Source organism: Streptomyces sp. NPDC001507, from assembly GCF_042894765.1.
In the GTDB taxonomy this organism is placed as follows: Bacteria; Actinomycetota; Actinomycetes; order Streptomycetales; family Streptomycetaceae; genus Streptomyces.
In genome coordinates, this window is sequence record NZ_JBIAVV010000016.1 from 178,985 (window position 1) to 195,938 (window position 16,954).

The 16,954-nt window shown below is 72.2% G+C and carries 10 protein-coding genes; 3 read left to right on the forward strand and 7 right to left on the reverse strand.

All coding sequences use genetic code 11. The features are described 5' to 3' along the window. Positions 1–9: 9 nt before the first annotated feature. Positions 10–1,563: a metallophosphoesterase gene (locus ACFY0K_RS41585; protein ID WP_390644258.1), complete on the reverse strand. Its 1,554-nt coding sequence runs from the start codon at positions 1,561–1,563 to the stop codon at positions 10–12. A 92-nt stretch (positions 1,564–1,655) separates the two neighbouring features. After that, the gene (locus ACFY0K_RS41590) at positions 1,656–3,158 is read right to left on the reverse strand and encodes an acyl-CoA synthetase (protein ID WP_390644260.1); all 1,503 of its coding nucleotides are present in this window, start codon (positions 3,156–3,158) and stop codon (positions 1,656–1,658) included. A gap of 345 nt (positions 3,159–3,503) precedes the next feature. On the opposite strand from ACFY0K_RS41590, the gene ACFY0K_RS41595 reads away from it, so the two are divergent. From ACFY0K_RS41595 to ACFY0K_RS41605, 3 genes are all read left to right on the forward strand, one after another. After that, complete coding sequence (locus ACFY0K_RS41595) at positions 3,504–4,991, forward strand: cytochrome P450 (protein ID WP_390644261.1); 1,488 nt, start codon at positions 3,504–3,506, stop codon at positions 4,989–4,991. 31 nt (positions 4,992–5,022) lie between these two features. Next, on the forward strand, positions 5,023–6,015 hold the full coding sequence (locus ACFY0K_RS41600; protein ID WP_390644262.1) for a (-)-alpha-amorphene synthase: 993 nt from the start codon (positions 5,023–5,025) through the stop codon (positions 6,013–6,015). A 155-nt stretch (positions 6,016–6,170) separates the two neighbouring features. Beyond that, positions 6,171–9,080: an ATP-binding protein gene (locus ACFY0K_RS41605; protein ID WP_390644263.1), complete on the forward strand. Its 2,910-nt coding sequence runs from the start codon at positions 6,171–6,173 to the stop codon at positions 9,078–9,080. Between the two features lie 27 nt (positions 9,081–9,107). Here the strand turns inward: ACFY0K_RS41605 and ACFY0K_RS41610 are convergent, their stop codons facing one another. The 5 genes from ACFY0K_RS41610 to ACFY0K_RS41630 all read right to left on the reverse strand — a co-directional run bounded on the left by ACFY0K_RS41610 (position 9,108) and on the right by ACFY0K_RS41630 (position 16,692). Further along, the gene (locus ACFY0K_RS41610) at positions 9,108–10,661 is read right to left on the reverse strand and encodes an acyl-CoA synthetase (RefSeq protein WP_390644264.1); all 1,554 of its coding nucleotides are present in this window, start codon (positions 10,659–10,661) and stop codon (positions 9,108–9,110) included. Further along, positions 10,658–11,767: a nitronate monooxygenase gene (locus ACFY0K_RS41615; protein WP_390644266.1), complete on the reverse strand. Its 1,110-nt coding sequence runs from the start codon at positions 11,765–11,767 to the stop codon at positions 10,658–10,660. The genes ACFY0K_RS41610 and ACFY0K_RS41615 overlap by 4 nt, the downstream gene beginning before the upstream one ends. An 88-nt stretch (positions 11,768–11,855) precedes the next feature. Beyond that, positions 11,856–13,427, reverse strand: a complete 1,572-nt coding sequence (locus tag ACFY0K_RS41620; protein ID WP_390644267.1) for a phytoene desaturase family protein — start codon at positions 13,425–13,427, stop codon at positions 11,856–11,858. 172 nt (positions 13,428–13,599) lie between these two features. Further along, positions 13,600–15,834: a tetratricopeptide repeat protein gene (locus ACFY0K_RS41625; protein WP_390644268.1), complete on the reverse strand. Its 2,235-nt coding sequence runs from the start codon at positions 15,832–15,834 to the stop codon at positions 13,600–13,602. Positions 15,835–15,894: 60 nt separating this feature from the next. Beyond that, the gene (locus tag ACFY0K_RS41630) at positions 15,895–16,692 is read right to left on the reverse strand and encodes an oxygenase MpaB family protein (protein WP_390644324.1); all 798 of its coding nucleotides are present in this window, start codon (positions 16,690–16,692) and stop codon (positions 15,895–15,897) included. Positions 16,693–16,954 lie beyond the last annotated feature (262 nt).

Here is a 16,954-nt window from a genome sequence, read left to right on the forward strand (position 1 = left end):
GTGGCCACGCTACGGAGGTGCCCTGCGCTGGGCCACGTCCAGGCGCGGGTTCGGGACCGCCGTCATCCCTTGGGGCGAACCGGACTGGGCGGACGGCGGGATGAGGCGGCCGATGCCGGACAGGTCGCGGGCGGCCACGCTGTTGCGGTCGGCGACCGTACGGCCCAGTGCGTGGTACGGCCACAGTCCCCCGGCCTGCCGGCGGCTGCGCTCGTTCCACTCCAGGGCCTCGGCGGCGCGCGCCCGGAAGAAGTTGAGCGCGAAGCCGCCGCTGTGGATCCGCAGCAGGAAGAAACCGCCGGGGTATTCCTTGGTGGCGCCGACCTCCTGAAGGGTCACCTGCGGGGCGAGAGGCACATGGGTGCGCTTGTTGCGGTGGGTGTGGCCCACATGGTGGAGGAACACACCCGGGGCGGCGGCGTAGGCCCGGAGGATCGCGCGGGCCTGGCGGCGGCCGAGGCGCTGCGCCGGGCTCACCGGGAAGAGGGCCTCCCGCACGGTCAGCGGATGGTGGCCGAAGACCATGGTGGGCTGTTCGCGGTGGGAGCGCAGCCGGCGCCGGAGCCAGGAGAGCTGTTCGGCGCCGAGGCCGCCCGCGTCGCCGCCGTTGCCCTGCTTGTCGTAGGTGTCGAGGCCGATGATCCGCAGTCCGGCCACGTCGTGCTCGAACCAGCCGGGCCCGTCCGGTACGCCGAACTCGCGGTGGAAGGCGTCGCCCTCGCCCGCGGCGCGGTCGTGGTTGCCCCGCACGACGAAGTAGTCCCGCCGGTGGGTGCCGAAGCCGTCGAGGATGCGTCTGGCCTCCGCCAGGTCGCGCGGTCCGCCGCCGGCGGAGATGTCGCCTGCGGCGAGCAGCAGCTGGGCGCCGCGGCGGCGGGCCTCGTCCACCACGGCGCGGCTCATGAGTTCGGGGTAGGGGGTCTGTCCCGTCCGTTGCGCCACTCCGCGCAGGAAGGGGACGCCGGCCACGAGACCGGCGACGGTCTCGCCGATGTGCAGGTCGTTGCAGAGGGCGAGGGAGAGCAGGTGGCGGCCGGGCGGGGGCTGCGGGGTGGTGAAGGAGTAGGGGCCGCCAGGTGTGCCGAGACCGTGGCGGGAGGTGCCGGCCGCGTTGCCGCGCACCAGGTGCAGCGCTGTGGGGGTGGCGGGCACGCCGTGGGAGCGGGCCTGGTAGTAGTACGTCTGTCCCGGTTCCAGGCCGGTCAGTTCGACGTGGTGGTGCGCCGTGGGCCGGTCCTCGCCCGCGGTGCGGTTGAGGCGGGCCGGGTGGGTGCCGTACACGATCTCGCCCTCGGTGACGGCGGGCAGCATCCGGCCGGTGCCGTCGTCGGTGCCGGGCAGGGCGGTGTGCCAGGTGATGACGGCGCGGTCCTCGGTGAGGGTGACCAGCTCCAGGTGGAGGGCGGCGAGCGAGCGGGGGTGCCGGGGGCGGGAAGCGGTGGCGGAGTGGAACAGTGCGGGTGCGAGGAGGAAGCCGGAGCGCAGCATCTCGCAGGGGCCGGGGACGCCCGCGAGTGCGCCGAGGGGGACGGGGAGACAGCAGCGCATGTCTGCTGTGTGCACGCCGCCGGTGAACGGCGGACGTGGTGCCGGAAGCCGCGCAAGGTATGGAGCCGGACTTCTTGGGTCGTGCCGGGTGCGGCGTCCCCGGGTCCTCAGGAGGCGTGGCCGAACCGGTCCCGCAGTTCCCGCTTCAGGATCTTTCCGCTGGCGTTGCGGGGCAGCTCGTCCACGAACAGGATCCGCTTGGGTGCCTTGAAGGCGGGCAGTTTCTCCTTCACGTGGGCGATCAGCCCGGCCTCGTCGATCTCGCCGCGCGGTACGACGACGGCGGTGACCGCCTCGATCCACCGCTCGTCGGGCAGTCCGATCACGGCGGCCTCGGCGACCGCCTCGTGGGTGTAGAGGGCGTCCTCGACCTGCCGTGAGGCGACCAGCACGCCACCGGAGTTGATGACGTCCTTCACGCGGTCGACGATCGTGTAGTAGCCGTCGGCGTCGCGCACCGCGAGGTCGCCGGAGTGGAACCAGCCGTCCCGGAAGGCCGCTTCGGTCTCCTCGGGCTTGTCCCAGTAGCCCTCGCACAGCTGCGGTGAGCGGTAGACGATCTCGCCGGGGGTGCCGTCGGGCACGTCCGCGCCGTCCTCGTCCACCACACGGGCCTCGACGAACAGGACGGTGCGGCCGCAGGAGTCCAGCCGCCCCTTGTGCTCCTCGGGGGCGAGCACGGTGGCGAGCGGCCCGATCTCGCTCTGCCCGAAGCAGTTGAACAGGGCGAGGTCCGGCAGCCGTTCGCGCAGTCGCTCCAGGACGGGCACCGGCATGACCGATGCCCCGTAGTAGGCCTTGCGCAGTCCGCCGAGGTCGCGGGTGGCGAAGTCGGGCCGGTTGGAGAGTCCGATCCACACGGTGGGCGGCGCGAACAGGCTGTCCACGTCCCCTGCCTCGACGAGGCCGAAGAGGGTGTCGCCGTCGGGCCCGTCGAGGATGACGTTGGTGGCGCCCACCGCGAGGTAGGGCAGCAGGAACACGTGCATCTGGGCGGAGTGGTAGAGCGGCAGTGCGTGTGCGGGCCGGTCCCCGGCGCTCAGGTCGAGGGCGGCGATCGCGCTCAGGTACTCGTGCACGAGCGCCCGGTGGGTCATCATCGCGCCCTTGGGCAACGCCGTGGTCCCCGAGGTGTACAGCAGCTGCACGAGGTCCTCGGTGCGCGGTTCGGGCCCCTCGTACGGCGCCGCGTCCGCGAGCCGGGCCAGCAGCGAGCCGTCGGCGTCCCGCAGGGGCAGCGCCGGTACGCCCTCGGGAAGGCGGCCGGCCAGATCCGGGTCGGCCAGCACCAGCGAGCTGCCCGACTGGCCGACGATGTAGGCGAGGTCGTCGCCTGTCAGGTTCTGGTTGACCGGGACGTGCACGAGGCCCGCGCGGGCGCAGGCGAGGAAGGCGATCAGGTAGGCGTCGGAGTTGTGTCCGTAGGTGCCGACCCGGTCACCGCGGTCGAGGCCCTGGCCGAGCAGGACGCTCGCCGCGCGCGAGACCGCGTCGTCGAGTTCCTCGTACGTCCAGCGCCGTTCGCCGTACCGCACCGCCACCCGCGCGGGAGTGCGCCGGGCGCTGCGCCGCAGCACCCCGTCCACCGTGCTGCCCTGTCCCTGCGTCATGACTCATGATCCTCGGCCCGCGGCCGTGACAGGTCAAGCGACCGCGAAGGCCGACGCCCAGAACCGGCGGGTCCGCTCGGCCGCCGCCGCTTTCCCGCCGGTCCTGGCCGGAAGGCGGCACGGGATGGAACCGCACGGGAGTGACAAAAGGAATCACAGTCGATGCCTCATGCATCAAGAGGTCTCCACCGCATGGGCTTTCTGCTTCAACGTGCCCCTGTGCGCCCCTTTGGAGAAAGGCTTCCGGAAACCCTGACGTGATTGAACTGGGCAGGACTTGTCTCGGACTGTCAGCCTCGAAGCAAGTTCGTTCATTTCACATGTCGTACTGGGCAGGAGGTTTCCATGAACGGTGCCGTGTCTGAACAGAAACGAACGTGGACGACAGGTACTGCTCCCGGCATATTCCCACTCCTCGGCCACGGTATCGCCTTATACCGTCGCCCGCTGGCTTTTCTCAATTCTTTGCCCGCGCACGGGGATCTGGTCGAGATACGGCTTGGCCCCCGCCGTGCCTGGATGGTGTGCCACCCGGAGCTGGCCCACGAGATGCTCATGGACCCGCACACCTTCGACAAGGGGGGCCCGCTGTACGACAGGCTGGGCCATCTGATGGGGGACGGACTGGTGACCTGCCGTCAGTCCGCGCACCGGGACAAACGCCGGCTGCTGCAGCCGGCGTTCCGTCCCTCCCACGCCGCCGCCTACACGGAACTCGTCGCCGAGGAGGCCGAGTCGGTGTGCGAGGGGTGGCAGGCGGGCGGGACGGTTCCCGTCACCGAGGCGATGACGACCCTCACGACCCGCGTGATCAGCCGGGTCCTGCTCTCCGACTCGCTGGACGACACGACCGCCGCCCAGGTGCGGGACTGTCTCGCCGACGTCGTCCGCGGCCTGTTCGTCCGCACGGTCGTTCCGGTCGACGTGCTGTTCCGGCTCCCGACCCCGGCCAACCGCCGCTACCGGCGGGCGCTCGCCCGCCTGCACGCGATCATCGACGCGGTGATCGCGGAGCGCCGCCGGGGCGCCGCCCGCGACGACGTCCTGGGCACCCTGCTGGCGGCCCCCCACGGCGACGGCGAGACCCCCGCCCGCACCGACCAGGAGATCCACGACCACCTGATCACGTTGCTGCTCACCGGCGCCGAGACCTCGGCCCTGTCCCTGGCCGCGGCCTTCAGTCTGCTGGCCCGCCATCCCGAGGCCGAACAGCGCCTGCACGCCGAGCTCGACACCGTCCTGCCCGGCGGCCGCCTGCCCGGCCCGGACGATCTGCCGGACCTGGTCCAGACCCGGTGCGTGGTCTCCGAGACGCTGCGGCACTCCTCCCCCGGCTGGCTCTTCACCCGCGTCGCCACCCGGGAGACGGAACTCGCCGGCCGCCGGCTGCCCGCCGGAGCCACCGTGCTCTACAGCCCCTACCTGCTCCACCACGACCCGTCGTCGTTCCCCGACCCGGAGCGCTTCGACCCCGACCGCTGGCTGCCGGGCCGGCCCACCGCCGCACAGCGGCGCGCGATGATGCCGTTCTCCGCGGGCAACCGCAAATGCCTCGGCGACGAGTTCGCCATGGTGGAGGTCACCGTGGCGCTCGCCACCATCGCAGGCCGCGTCCGCCTGCGCCATCTGCCCGGGTATGTCGACCGGGCACCGCGCCCCGCGATCACGCTGGGGCCGCGCTCGCTGGTCATGCTCCGCGAGACCCGTCCGCACCGGCCGCCGGACACATCGTCGTCCCGCCCTCCGCTCCCGCGCCGCGCGGTCTGCACCCGACAGGCTCGACAGGCCCCGGACTACCGATCGGCAGGTGACCACGGTGTCGACAACGCATGAGGAAGTTGCGTTCGGCGGACCGGACGGACAGGTGACAGCCAGCCTCAAGGACCTCATCGACACCCACCTGCACATGCCGTTTCCGTTCCGGCGCAACCCCCATGAACGAGAGGCCTCGGCCAGTGTGGACATATGGCTGAGTACCTGGGGGCTGACCGCGGAACCGGGTGTGGCGGCGATGATCACCCGCACTCGCCCCGCCCAGCTCGCGTCGTTCACGAGCCCCGCCGTGGACCCCGGGATCCTGCGCATCGTGGCCCACCAGATCGCCTATCAGTTCGTCTTCGACGACCGGGCGGAGGACATCGGCCGGCACTCCCCGGCTGCGCTCGTGCCCATGCTGTGCGAGAGCATCGCCGTCCTGCGGGACGGCTGTGCGCCCAGCACACCGCTCGGAGCGGCCCTGACCGACCTGTACCGGCAGGTGCAGGAGCGGTGCACGCCCGATCAGGCGGCACGGTGGGCCTCGCACAGCCGGGAATACGTGCACGGCCTGCTGTACGAAGCCGTGGCCCAGACCCACTCCGTGGCCCTGCGCACGGGAGACTGCGCCTCGATACGGTCACTGACCGCGGGTGTCGAGCCGTTCTACCCGCTGTACGAGGCCGCGGCATCCGCCGATCCGACCCCCGCGGAGATCGACCACCCGGCCGTACGGCGGCTCAGGAGGCTCTCGGCCGACGCGGCGGTCTGGACGGCCGACCTGTTCTCCGCCGTGAAAGAACAGCGCGCGGGCGAAATGATCAACCTCGCCCTGGCCTACCAGCGCGAACACCGCTGCTCCCTGCAGGCCGCCGTCGTCCTGGCCATCCGGCGGATCAACAGCACGATCCGCGAGTTCGAGCGGCTCCACGCGGAGGTCGAACCGGAGTTGAGCCCCGCGGGCGCCGAGTACGTGGAGGGCATGACCGGCTGGATCCGCGGCTGTTACCACTGGTCCCGAACCGTACCCCGGTACGCGGACGTGGCGTCGGTGCCCGCCGTGACACAGCTGTATTCGACACGCACCCGCGAACGCACCTGAGGAAGGCGGCGATCAGGGACTCTTACCCAAAGAACGGACATTATCCCTTCTGCAGTTCATGATTCACCCGATAGTACTCAGTCCGGCCTGCCCCCACCGCAACAAGGCGTACGCTCGGCTCTCCCCGGGCCGAACGAAAGAAAGCGGTACGGCATATGGCGACGGAGCCCCGGCAACCGATCACGGACCAAGAGATCCTGATCGAACGCCACCGGGAACTTCAGGCCCTCGACGCGGCGTTCCGGGAATTGCGGCGCACCACGGGCGGCGTGCCACGCGCACGGAGCAAAGGGCTGCTCGCCTTCTCCGGGGCGGCCGGACTGGGCAAGACCGCGCTCGTCACAGAAGCACGTGCCCGGGCCGTGGCACACAAGTTCACGGTGTTGTCGGGCAGGGGCAGTGAGACGGAACAGGGCTCGGCGTTCCGCGTGGTACGCCAGCTGATGCAGCCCTCGCTGGCACGGATGGACGAGGCGGAACTCCGCGTCTTCCTGGGCAGCTGGTACGACACCGTCGCCGCCGTCCTCGGGCTCGAAGCGACCGGGCCCGCCCCCGCACCGGACCCGACCGGAGTCCGCGAGGGTCTCGACTGGGTCATGACGCGCCTCACGATGAAGAAGGCTCCCGTCGTCCTGATCCTGGACGACCTCCACTGGACCGACCCGGAGTCCCTGAGCTGGCTCACCTCCTTCGCACCACGGGTCGAGGATCTCCCCCTGCTGATCGTCGTCACCTACCGGCCCGACGAACTTCCCCCCGAGGCGGGCGAGTTCCGCACGCTCGTCGCAGACCACGGGAACCGCCCGCACAACCTGGCCCTGCTCACCCCGGAAGGCGTCGCGCAGATCGTCAGGCACGAGATCGGGGAGGCTGCCGGGGACCGGTTCTGCAAGGAATGCTGGTCGGCCACCGGCGGCAGCCCCTTCGAGACGGTGGAACTGGCCATCGGACTCGGTGAGCGCGAACTGGGCGGCACCGACCACGACCTGCCCACGATGCGTGAGCTGGCCGCCGCGATCAAGGGCCCGGGGCTGATCGAACGCCTGGAACGGCTCGGCACCGCGACCGTGCGCTTCGCGCAGACCGCGGCCGTACTGGGTTCGCCGTTCGCGCCGGAGCTCGCCGCGGCCATCGCCGTGCTGGGTGACGAGGCCGCCGCCGAGGCAACCGAGAAGCTGCGCGCGGCGCGGATCCTGAAAGACGGGCACGGTCACGAGGGTGAGCTCGAGTTCGTGCACCCGCTCATCGCCACGACGATCTACCGGTCCATCCGCACGGGCTTCCGGACCGGTCTGCACAACACCGCGGCGCAGGCCGTCCTCGCCGCGGGTTACGGACCCGCCAAGGCCGCCCGGCATCTGCTGGAGGTGCCCTGCGAAGACCGCCCCGAGACCGTCACGTGTCTGCGCGAGGCCGCCCGTGAATACCTCCGTGCCGGAGCCACCGACGCGGCGCGGCGGCTGCTGACCCGCGCGCTGCAGGAACCGCCCCCGCCCGAGGACCGTGCCGCGGTCCTTCACGAACTCGCCTGCGCCACCTTCCTCATCGAACCCACGGCCACGGTGCGGCATCTGCGCCAGGCGCTGGCCCAGCCGCACGTCGACCCCGATCTGCGTGCCTCCATCGTCTACCGGCTCACCACGGCCATGGCCCACACCGATCAACTGGCCGAGGCCGTGAACGTGGCCGTCGAGGAGGCACGGAAGGCCACGAATCCACGCGTCAAGCTCCGCATGCAGGCCGATCAGTTCGTCTGGAGCATGGTGCGCCCTGACGACCACGACTCACCCACCCGCTCCCGGACGCTGGCGCGCCTGGCCGAGCAGCTGCCCGGCCGCAGTCTGGAGGAACGCTACATCCTGGGACTGCGGGCCTGGGACGCCGCCATGCGGGGCGAACCGAGGGAGACCTCCCTCGCGTACGCCGACAAGGCCCTGCACGGCGGCATGAGCTGGACCGACGAGAACCGGGGGTTCGAGGTACCCCTCTCCGTCGCCCTGGTGTACATGTACGGCGACCAGCCGCGGCGTGCCGAGGAGTTGTTCAGCAAGGGCATCGCCGAATGCGTGGCCAAGGGCTGGCACGGCTCCCACCTGGCGTTCGGCCAGACCATCGCGGGGTACGTCCACTATCGCCGCGGCAGTCTGGCCGAAGCCGAGGACGCCGTACGGGAGGGCCTGCGGATCGCCGACAAGGTGGACGGGGTGGTGGCCGCGCAGTGGTTCGGCGTGAGCATTCTCATCAAGACCCTGCTGGCCCGTGGGCGCATCGCCGAAGCGCGCGACTTCGCCGACGGACACCACTTCGGCGCGGCCCCGGTCAACGCCGTCATCTACCCCGACCCCCGCACCGTCTACGCAGAACTCCTCCTCGCCGAGGGGAAGCACGCCGAGGCGGCGCAGCTGCTGTCCGCGGTCGGGGAGTGGCTGGACGGGCGGGGCTGGCGGAACCCGGCCTGGTGCCCGTGGCAGCTGCGGCTCGCGACCGCGCTCGCCCCCACCGCGCCCGGGGAGGCGGTGGGTCATGCCGAGGAAGCCGTGCGCAGGGCCCGTGAGTTCGGTGCCGCCTCGGCCGTCGGGCAGGCCCTGCACACACTCGCCGAAGTGACCGGTGGGCCGTCGGCGGTCGACCTGTACGCGCAGGCCGTGGAGCAGCTGGAGCAGTCGCCGGCCGCCTACGAACTCGCCCGCGCCCAGGTCGGACACGGTGCCGCGCTGTCCCTGGCCGGCCGGCTCCAGGAGGCCGCCGAGCGGCTCTACCAGGGGCTGGAGGGAGCCGTCCACTGCGGGGCCGGGGCGCTCGCCGCCCGGGCCCGGGAGGAGCTGTCGGCGGCCGGGCTGCGGCCGCTGCCGTTGCGGTACGCGCAGGTGGAGACGCTCACCGCGGCGGAGCTGCGGACCGCCGAACTGACCGTCCAGGGGCACGCGGTGGGCGTGGTCGCCAAGGAGCTGCACCTCACCGAGCAGGGTGTGCGGCAGCTGCTGTCCAGCGTCTACCGCAAGCTCGGCACCGATGCCGCCGGCCTCGCCGGGTTCCTGGAGGCGCGGCACCGGACGGGCGCCTGACGCGCCGGGTCACCGGATCCCGGCCGGTCACACCGGCCTGGTGCGTCCCTCCCAGTACGGGTCCCGCAGCCGCCGCTTGTACAGCTTGCCGTTGGGGTCGCGGGGCATCTCGGCGATGAAGTCGACGGTCTTGGGGCACTTGTAGCCGGCGAGTTGTCCGGCGCAGTGGGCGAGCAGGCCGGCGGCCAGGTCCGGGCCTGGCTCGTGTCCGGGGGCGGGTTCCACGACGGCCTTGACCTCCTCGCCCCAGTCGTCGTGCGGGATGCCGAAGGCGGCGGCGTCGGCGACGGCGGGGTGGGAGAGGAGCACGGACTCGATCTCGGCAGGATAGATGTTGACGCCACCCGAGATGATCATGTCGATCTTGCGGTCGCGGAGGAACAGGTAGCCGTCCTCGTCGAGGTAGCCGAGGTCGCCGACGGTGAAGAAGTCGCCGATGCGGTTCCTCTTCGTCTTGGCCTCGTCCTTGTGGTAGGCGAAGCCGCCGGTGTTCATCTTCATGTAGACGGTGCCGAGTTCTCCGGGCGGCAGCCGGTTGCCGTCGTCGTCGAAGATCGCGAGTTCGCTGATGGGCCAGGCCTTGCCGACCGTGCCGGGTTTCTTCAGCCAGTCCTCGGCGGTGGCGAAGGCGCCGCCGCCCTCGCTGGCCGCGTAGTACTCCTCGACGCTGGGGCCCCACCAGTCGAGCATGGCGCGCTTGACGTGGTCCGGGCAGGGGGCGGCGCCGTGGATGGCGTGCCGCATGGAGGAGACATCATGGCGTGCGCGCACATCCTCGGGGAGGGCTAGCAGGCGGTGGAACTGGGTGGGGACCATATGGGTGTGGGTGCACTTGTGTGTGTCGATCAGGCGCAGCATCTCCTCGGGGGTCCACTTGTCCATGAGGACCAGGCGGTGGCCTATGTGGAGGGACGCGCCCGCGAACTGGAGGACGGCCGTGTGGTACAGCGGCGAGCAGACCAGGTGGACGTCGTCGCCGAAGGGGCGGATGCCGAAGATGCCGAGGAAGCCGCCGAGGTAGGCCTCCTCGGGGAGTTTGCCGGGCAGCGGGCGGCGGATGCCGCGGGGGCGGCCCGTCGTACCCGAGGTGTAGTTCATGACCCAGCCGAGTTCGCGGTCCGCGGGCGCCGACTCGGGCTGTCCGGCGAGGAGTTCGGCGTACGGGCGGAAGCCGTCGATCTCGCCGACCGCGTACCGGTGGGTGGCCGGGAGGCCGGCCTCGTCGGCGGCGTGGCGGACCGGGCCGGCGAACCGTTCGTGGGCGATGAGCACCTTGGCGGCGGAGTCGGCGACGATCCAGCCGATCTCCGGGCCGACGAAGTGGTGGTTGACCGGGACGAGGTAGAGGCCGGCCTGGGAGGCGGCGAGGTAGGCGGTGAAGAACTCGGGCCCGTTGGGCAGGACGACCGCGAAGGCGTCGCCGCGCTCCAGGCCGGCGGCCCGGAGTCCGTGGACGAGCTGGTTGACGGCCGCGTGCAGGCGGCCTGCGGTCCATTCCTCGCCGTCGGGTGCGACGAGCACCGTGCGGTCGGGATCGCTCGTGGCCTGGGCCCAGAATCCGGCGGGGGGCGTGCTGGTCACTTGCCGCTCCTTCCGGCGATGCGGTTGATGCGGTCGACGGCCTGTTCGAAGCCCCGGGTGAGGTCGTCGAAGACGGCCTGGACGCTGCGTTCGCTGGTCATGCAGCCGACGATCTGGCCGACGGGGGTGCCGAGCAGGGGCTCGACCTCGTACTTCTGGATGCGGGTCAGGGCCTCGGCGACGAGCAGGCCCTGGAGGGGCATGGGGAGAGTGCCGGGGCCGTTCGCGTCGTCCCAGGCGTCGGTCCACTCGGTGCGCAGCTGGCGGGCCGGTTTGCCGGTCAGGGCGCGGGAGCGGACGGTGTCGCCGGAGCCGGCGGCGAGCAGTTTGCGGGTCACAGCGGGCGAGGAGAGGTCGGCTTCCGTGACGGTCAGCCACATGGAGCCCAGCCACACTCCCTGAGCGCCGAGACTGAGCGCGGCGGCCACCTGGCGGCCGCTGCCGATGCCGCCGGCGGCCAGGACGGGCAGGGGGGCGACGGCGTCGACGACCTCCGGGGTGAGGACCATGGTGGCGATCTCGCCGGTGTGGCCGCCGGCCTCGTAGCCCTGGGCCACGACGATGTCGATGCCCGCGTCCCGGTGCTTGACGGCGTGCCGGGCGCTGCCGGCGAGGGCGGCGACGAGGACGTCCCGGTCGTGGGCGCGGTCGACGACGTCGGCGGGCGGGGAGCCGAGGGCGTTGGCGAGCAGCCGGATGGGGTAGTCGAAGGCGACGTCGAGCTGGGTGCGGGCGACCTGTTCCATCCAGCCGGTGATGCGCCAGCCGGACGCCTCCCCCTCGGCCAGCTCGGGCACGCCGTACTTGGCGAGGGTGTCCCGCACGAACTGCCGGTGCCCCTCCGGGATCATCGCCTCGACGTCGGCCTCGGTGACGCCTTCCACCTTCTTGGCCGGCATCACGACGTCGAGCCCGTACGGCTTCCCGTCGACGTGCGCCTCGATCCAGTCGAGGTCGCGTTTGAGGTCGTCGGGTGCGGTGTAGCGGACCGCGCCGAGCACTCCGAAGCCGCCGGCCCGGCTGATGGCCGCGGCCACGGCGGGAAACGGCGTGAAGCCGAAGACGGCGTGCTCGACTCCCAGGGTCTTGCTCAGCTCCGTCTGCATGGGCGCAGGATGCCGCAGTCGTGCGGCCGACGGAAGACATTTTCTGATGCCCCGTCAGATTCTTTGGCCGTGTTGTTCCGGCCAGGGGTCAGTCGGCCCGCTGTTCCAGGACCGCCATCGCCGCGTTGTGCCCCGGCACCCCGCTCACCCCTCCCCCGCGCACCGCGCCCGCCCCGCACAGCAGGACGTTGGCGTGCCGGGTCTCCACGCCCCAGCGTCCGGTGCCGTCCTGGGCGTAGGGCCAGGAGAGGTCGCGGTGGAAGATGTTGCCGCCGGGCAGGCGCAGGTCGCGTTCGAGGTCGAGGGGGGTCTTCGCCTCGATGCAGGGGCGGCCGTCGGCGTCGAGGGCGAGGCAGTCGACGATCGGCTCGGCGAGGTGGGCGTCGAGCTGGGCGAGGGTGGACTTGAGGAGTTCGTCGCGTACGGCGTCGTTGTCGGCGGCGAAGAGCCGGGCCGGGGTGTGCAGGCCGAAGAGGGTGAGCGTCTGGTAGCCGCGTTCGGCCAGGTCACGGCCGAGGATGGTGGGGTCGGTCAGGGAGTGGCAGTAGATCTCGGAGGGCGGGGCCGCGGGCAGCCGGCCGGCCGCCGCCTGGGCATGGGCGGTGGCCAGTTGCCCGTAGCCCTCGGCGATGTGGAAGGTCCCGGAGAACGCCTCGCGCGGGTCGACGGCGGTGTCGCGCAGCCTGGGCAGCCGCTTGAGGAGCATGTTCACCTTGAGCTGGGCGCCCTCGGCGGGCTCCGGGGCCGGGTCGCCGGTGAGGGCGGCGAGTTCCTGCGGGGAGGCGCCCACCAGCACGTGCCGGGCGGCCGCGACGCCCTCCCCGTCCCCGGTGCGGTAGGCGACCTCCGCGGTCCGGCCGTCCGTCTCGATCCGTACCGCCTCGTGCCCGGTGGCGAGCACCGCGCCCGCCGAGCGCGCGGCGGCGGCCAGTGCGTCGGTGAGGGCGCCCATGCCGCCGACCGGTACGTCCCAGGCGCCGGTGCCGCCGCCGATGACGTGGTAGAGGAAGCAGCGGTTCTGGCGCAGCGAGGCGTCGTGGGCGTCGGCGAAGGTACCGATCAGCGCGTCGGTGAGGACGACCCCGCGCACCAGGTCGTCCGTGAAGTTCTCCTCGATCGCGACCCCGATCGGCTCCTCGAACAGGGCCCGCCAGGCCGCCTCGTCGTCGATGCGGCGGCGGAGTTCCTCACGCGTGGGCAGCGGTTCGGTGAGCGTCGGGAAGACGCGTTCGGCGACCCGGCCGGTCGTGCCGTAGAACCGCTGCCAGGCCTGGTACTCCGCCTTGCCTCCGGTCAGCCGTTCGAAGGCCTCGCGGATCCGCCGCTCGCCGCCGCCGACCAGCAGGCCGGTGGGCCGCCCGTCGCGTTCCACGGGCGTGTACGAGGAGATGGTGCGGCCGCGGACGCGGAAGTTCAGGCCGAGGTCGCGGACGATCTTCCGCGGCAGGAGGCTGACCAGGTAGGAGTAGCGGGACAGCCGTGCGTCGACGCCGGCGAAGGGGCGGGTGGAGACCGCGGCGCCGCCGGTGCGGCCGAGCCGCTCCAGGACCAGGACCGTGTGGCCGGCCCGGGCCAGGTAGGCGGCCGCGACGAGGCCGTTGTGGCCGCCGCCGACGATGATGGCGTCGTAGGTGCGGGAGGGTTCCGTGGCAGCGGGCATAGCTCTTCGTAACACACGATGATCTACGTAGGTAAGAGGCATGCCGGTTCGCTCCGCGGGGAGGGCCGGTTTTCACGTGCGGGCCGTGCGGGGCTGGTCGCGCAGTTCCTCCCCCAGCCTTCGGCCGGGGGTACCCCCAGCGCCCCTTCGGGGGCGCGTTGTGGGGCGCGTTTCAGAGTCGACCTCCGGATGCGCGCTGTTGACGGAGGACCGCCACCCTCCGGTACAGCTCGACCGCCTCGGCCCCCCGCCCCAACTGCTCCAGACAGTGCGCCTCGTCGTTGCGGCTGGCGAGGGTGTCCGGGTGGTCGGGGCCGAGGACTCGTTCCCGGGCGCCCGCCACCCTCCTGTACTCCGTCAGCGCGTCCGCCCAGCGTCCCAGCCACCCGAGGCCCACCGCCACCTCGCGGCGGCTCACCAGCGTGTCGGGGTGGTCCGGGCCGAGCACGCGTTCCCGGATCGCGCACACGTCGCGCGACTCCGCCAGGGCCTCCTCCCAGCGGCCCAGGCGGCCGAGGTTGACGCCGAGGCCGTGGCGGGCTCGCAGGGTCTCGGGGTGGGCGGGGCCCTGGACGCGGGTGCGGTCGTCGATCAGCGCGCGGTAGAGGGTGAGCGCGTCGGCGCTGCGGCCCAGGCGGCCCAGGCTGATGCCGACCTCGTAGCGGGCGGCGAGGGTGTCGGGGTGGTCGGCGCCGAGGGCGCGGCCGCGGGCCTCGGCCACCTCGCGGTAGGTCTGCAGGGCCTCTTCCCAGCGACCCAACTGCCCTAACGCGTAGGCGACTTCGTAGCGGGTGACCAGGGTGTCGGGGTGGAGCGGGCCGAGCACCCGGGCGCGGGCCGCGGCCACCTCGTGGGCCATGCGGTACGAGTCCTCCAGGCGGCCCAGCCTGCTGAGGTTGAAGGCGAGGTTGTGGCGGCAGCGCAGGGTGTCCGGATGGTCGGGGCCGGTCAGCCGCTGCCGGGTGGCGAGGACGGCCGTGTACACCTGGTGGGCGTCGAAATGGCGGCCCAACTGGCCGAGCACGTAGGCCGTTTCCTGGCGGGCGGCGAGGGTGTCGGGGTGATCGGCGCCGAGGGTGCGCTCCCGGGCGGCGGCGACCTCGGTGTACTCGCGCAGCGCGTCGGCGGGACGGCCGGTGCGGGTGAGGGTGAAGGCGATCTCGTAGCGGCTGGCGAGGGTGTCGGGGTGGTCGGGGCCGAGGAGACGGGTGCGTTCGGCGGCGACGGCGCGGTGTACGTCGCCGGCCTCGGCCCAGCGGCCGAGCCGTCCCAGGGTGAGCCCGGCGTTGTGCCGGCCGGCGAGGGCGGCGAGGATCTCCGGGGAGGGCGCGGGGACGGCCGGGAGCGGTTCCGCGACGCCGGCGGCCGGGCGGGCGGCCCACTCGCCGGTGAGGCCGGCACCGGGGTCGGGCGGGGTGGTGCGCAGGGCGGCGCCGGTCGCCTTGTGGCCGGTGGTCATGCCACGGGTCCAGGACGGCAACCGCGGCTCGCGGGCGCCCGGTTCCGCGGTCCGGAGCCGGGGCTGCGCGGTGACGACGGTGGGGACGTAGGTGGGTGTCGTCCGCCCGGAGATGATCCGGCGGCCCAGTTCCCCGGCGTCGTACGGCCGTTGTTCGGGCCGCTTGGCCAGCAGGTCGAGGACGACCCGCTCGAACCAGCCGGGCAGCTCGGGGCGGTGGCTGCGCGGCGGGGCGGGCGGGGTGTCGCGGTGGCCGACGAGGATCGCCCAGGCGTCGTCGAGGTCGAACGGCGGTGCCCCGGTGGCGATCTCGTAGAGGACGCAGCCCAGCGAGTACAGGTCGCTGCGCTGGTCGACCTCGGTGCCGCCGATCTGCTCCGGGGACATGTAGTGCGGGGTGCCCATGGCGATGCCGGTGCCGGTCAGCCGGGAGGTGAAGCCGATGTCGTGGCCGAGGCGGGCGATGCCGAAGTCACAGATCTTCACCGTGCCGTCGGTGAGCCGCATGATGTTGGCCGGCTTCAGGTCCCGGTGCACGATGCCCCGTTGATGGGTGTAGGCGAGGGCGGCGGCGACCTGCTCGGCGATGTCGACGACGTCGCCGACGGGCAGCGGGTGGTGCTTGTCGTCTTCCAGGAGCTGGCTCAGGTTGCGGCCGTTCAGCAGCTCCATCACCAGGTAGAGGATGCCGTCGTACTCGCCGAAGTCGTGGACGACGGTGACCCCGCGGTGCGAGAGGGCGGCGGCGACTCTCGCCTCGCGCCGGAACCGCTCCCGCAGCACCCGGGTGAACGCCTGGTCGTGGTGCGGGCCCAGCGGTTTGAGGCACTTCACGGCGACCTGCCGGCCGAGTGACTCGTCGCGGGCCCGCCACACCTCGCCCATCCCGCCCCGCCCGATCAGGTCGAGCAGCCGGTACCGTCCCTGGACCAGCCTGCTGTCAGCCATCGCGCGCCGTCGCCCCCCGTCGCGGTCCGTGACACCCCCCTGCCCGCCCAGTATGGCTGTCTATCGCCCGACTTTGTACGGTGCGGGGCGCGTGTCCGGGCCGAGCCTCGCCATGGCGCGCAGGATGTGTTTGGGCGGGAGTTGCCAGCGCAGACGTGCGGGAACGCAGCGCAACAGGGTGCCGGTGGCGCGCAGTCGGCGGGTGACGACGGCGGGTCGAGGGGCCGGTCTGCCGTACAGCTCGTGGGCGTACGGCGGCAGAGAGGCGTACGCGAGGCGGGCCACGCGCCGCCACAGTGCTGCGCGCGCCGGTATCAGGAGCGGGTGTGCCGGCGGACTGAGCAGGAAGTCGTCGACCGCGTGTGCGTCGGCGCCGGCGGCGAGCAGCGGTCGCACCTTCTCGAAGTAGGCGGCCATCTCCTCCTGGTCGCCCGGCACGGCGGCGGGGTCGAGGCCGACCAGGCGGCCGCTGACCCGGTGTTCGGCGATGTAGCGGTCGGCCTGTGCGTCGGTGAGCGGGAAGCCGGAGCGGCGGACGACGTGCAGATAGGAGTCGATCTCGGCGCAGTGCACCCACAACAGCAGGTCGGGTTCGTCCACGCCGTACCGTTCGCCGGTGTCCGGGTCCGTCGCGCCCAGCATGCTGTGGATCTTCCGGATCCGCGCTCCGGCCCGCTCGGCGGCCTCGGTGGTGCCGTAGGTCGTCGTACCGACGAAGTTCGCGGTCCGCATCAGCCGGCCCCAGGCGTCGCGGCGGAAGTCGGAGTTCTCCATGACACCGCGCACCGCGCGAGGGTGCAGGGCCTGGAGGTAGAGCGCCCGGATGCCGGCGACCCACATCATGGGGTCGCCGTGCATCTGCCAGGTCACGGAGTCGGGCGTGAAGAGCCCCGGGTCGCCGTCCGTACCGGCGGGCGGGGCCGGCGCCGCTCGATGTCTCCGGAGCACGATGTCGACCTGCGTTTCTGCCAAGCGGTTTCAGCACCGGGTGGGGCTGCCCGCCGAGGGGGCCTGGCGCATCGGCACGGATCCGCGGACCTGCCCGAACCGCCCCACGGCGTCACCCCGAGTTCTTCCCCGAGTGCCCCTGGAACACTCCGGTCAACACGGTCCGGAGTCT

What these genes read in the sequence shown, in the direction of transcription:
- ACFY0K_RS41605 (WP_390644263.1), top strand. Translation starts at nt 6,171, where the DNA reads ATGGCGACGGAGCCCCGGCAACCGATCACGGACCAAGAGATCCTGATC.
- ACFY0K_RS41630 (WP_390644324.1), bottom strand. Translation starts at nt 16,692, where the DNA reads ATGCACGGCGACCCCATGATGTGGGTCGCCGGCATCCGGGCGCTCTAC.
- ACFY0K_RS41595 (WP_390644261.1), top strand. Translation starts at nt 3,504, where the DNA reads ATGAACGGTGCCGTGTCTGAACAGAAACGAACGTGGACGACAGGTACT.
- ACFY0K_RS41625 (WP_390644268.1), bottom strand. Translation starts at nt 15,834, where the DNA reads ATGGCTGACAGCAGGCTGGTCCAGGGACGGTACCGGCTGCTCGACCTG.
- ACFY0K_RS41620 (WP_390644267.1), bottom strand. Translation starts at nt 13,427, where the DNA reads ATGCCCGCTGCCACGGAACCCTCCCGCACCTACGACGCCATCATCGTC.
- ACFY0K_RS41615 (WP_390644266.1), bottom strand. Translation starts at nt 11,767, where the DNA reads ATGCAGACGGAGCTGAGCAAGACCCTGGGAGTCGAGCACGCCGTCTTC.
- ACFY0K_RS41590 (WP_390644260.1), bottom strand. Translation starts at nt 3,158, where the DNA reads ATGACGCAGGGACAGGGCAGCACGGTGGACGGGGTGCTGCGGCGCAGC.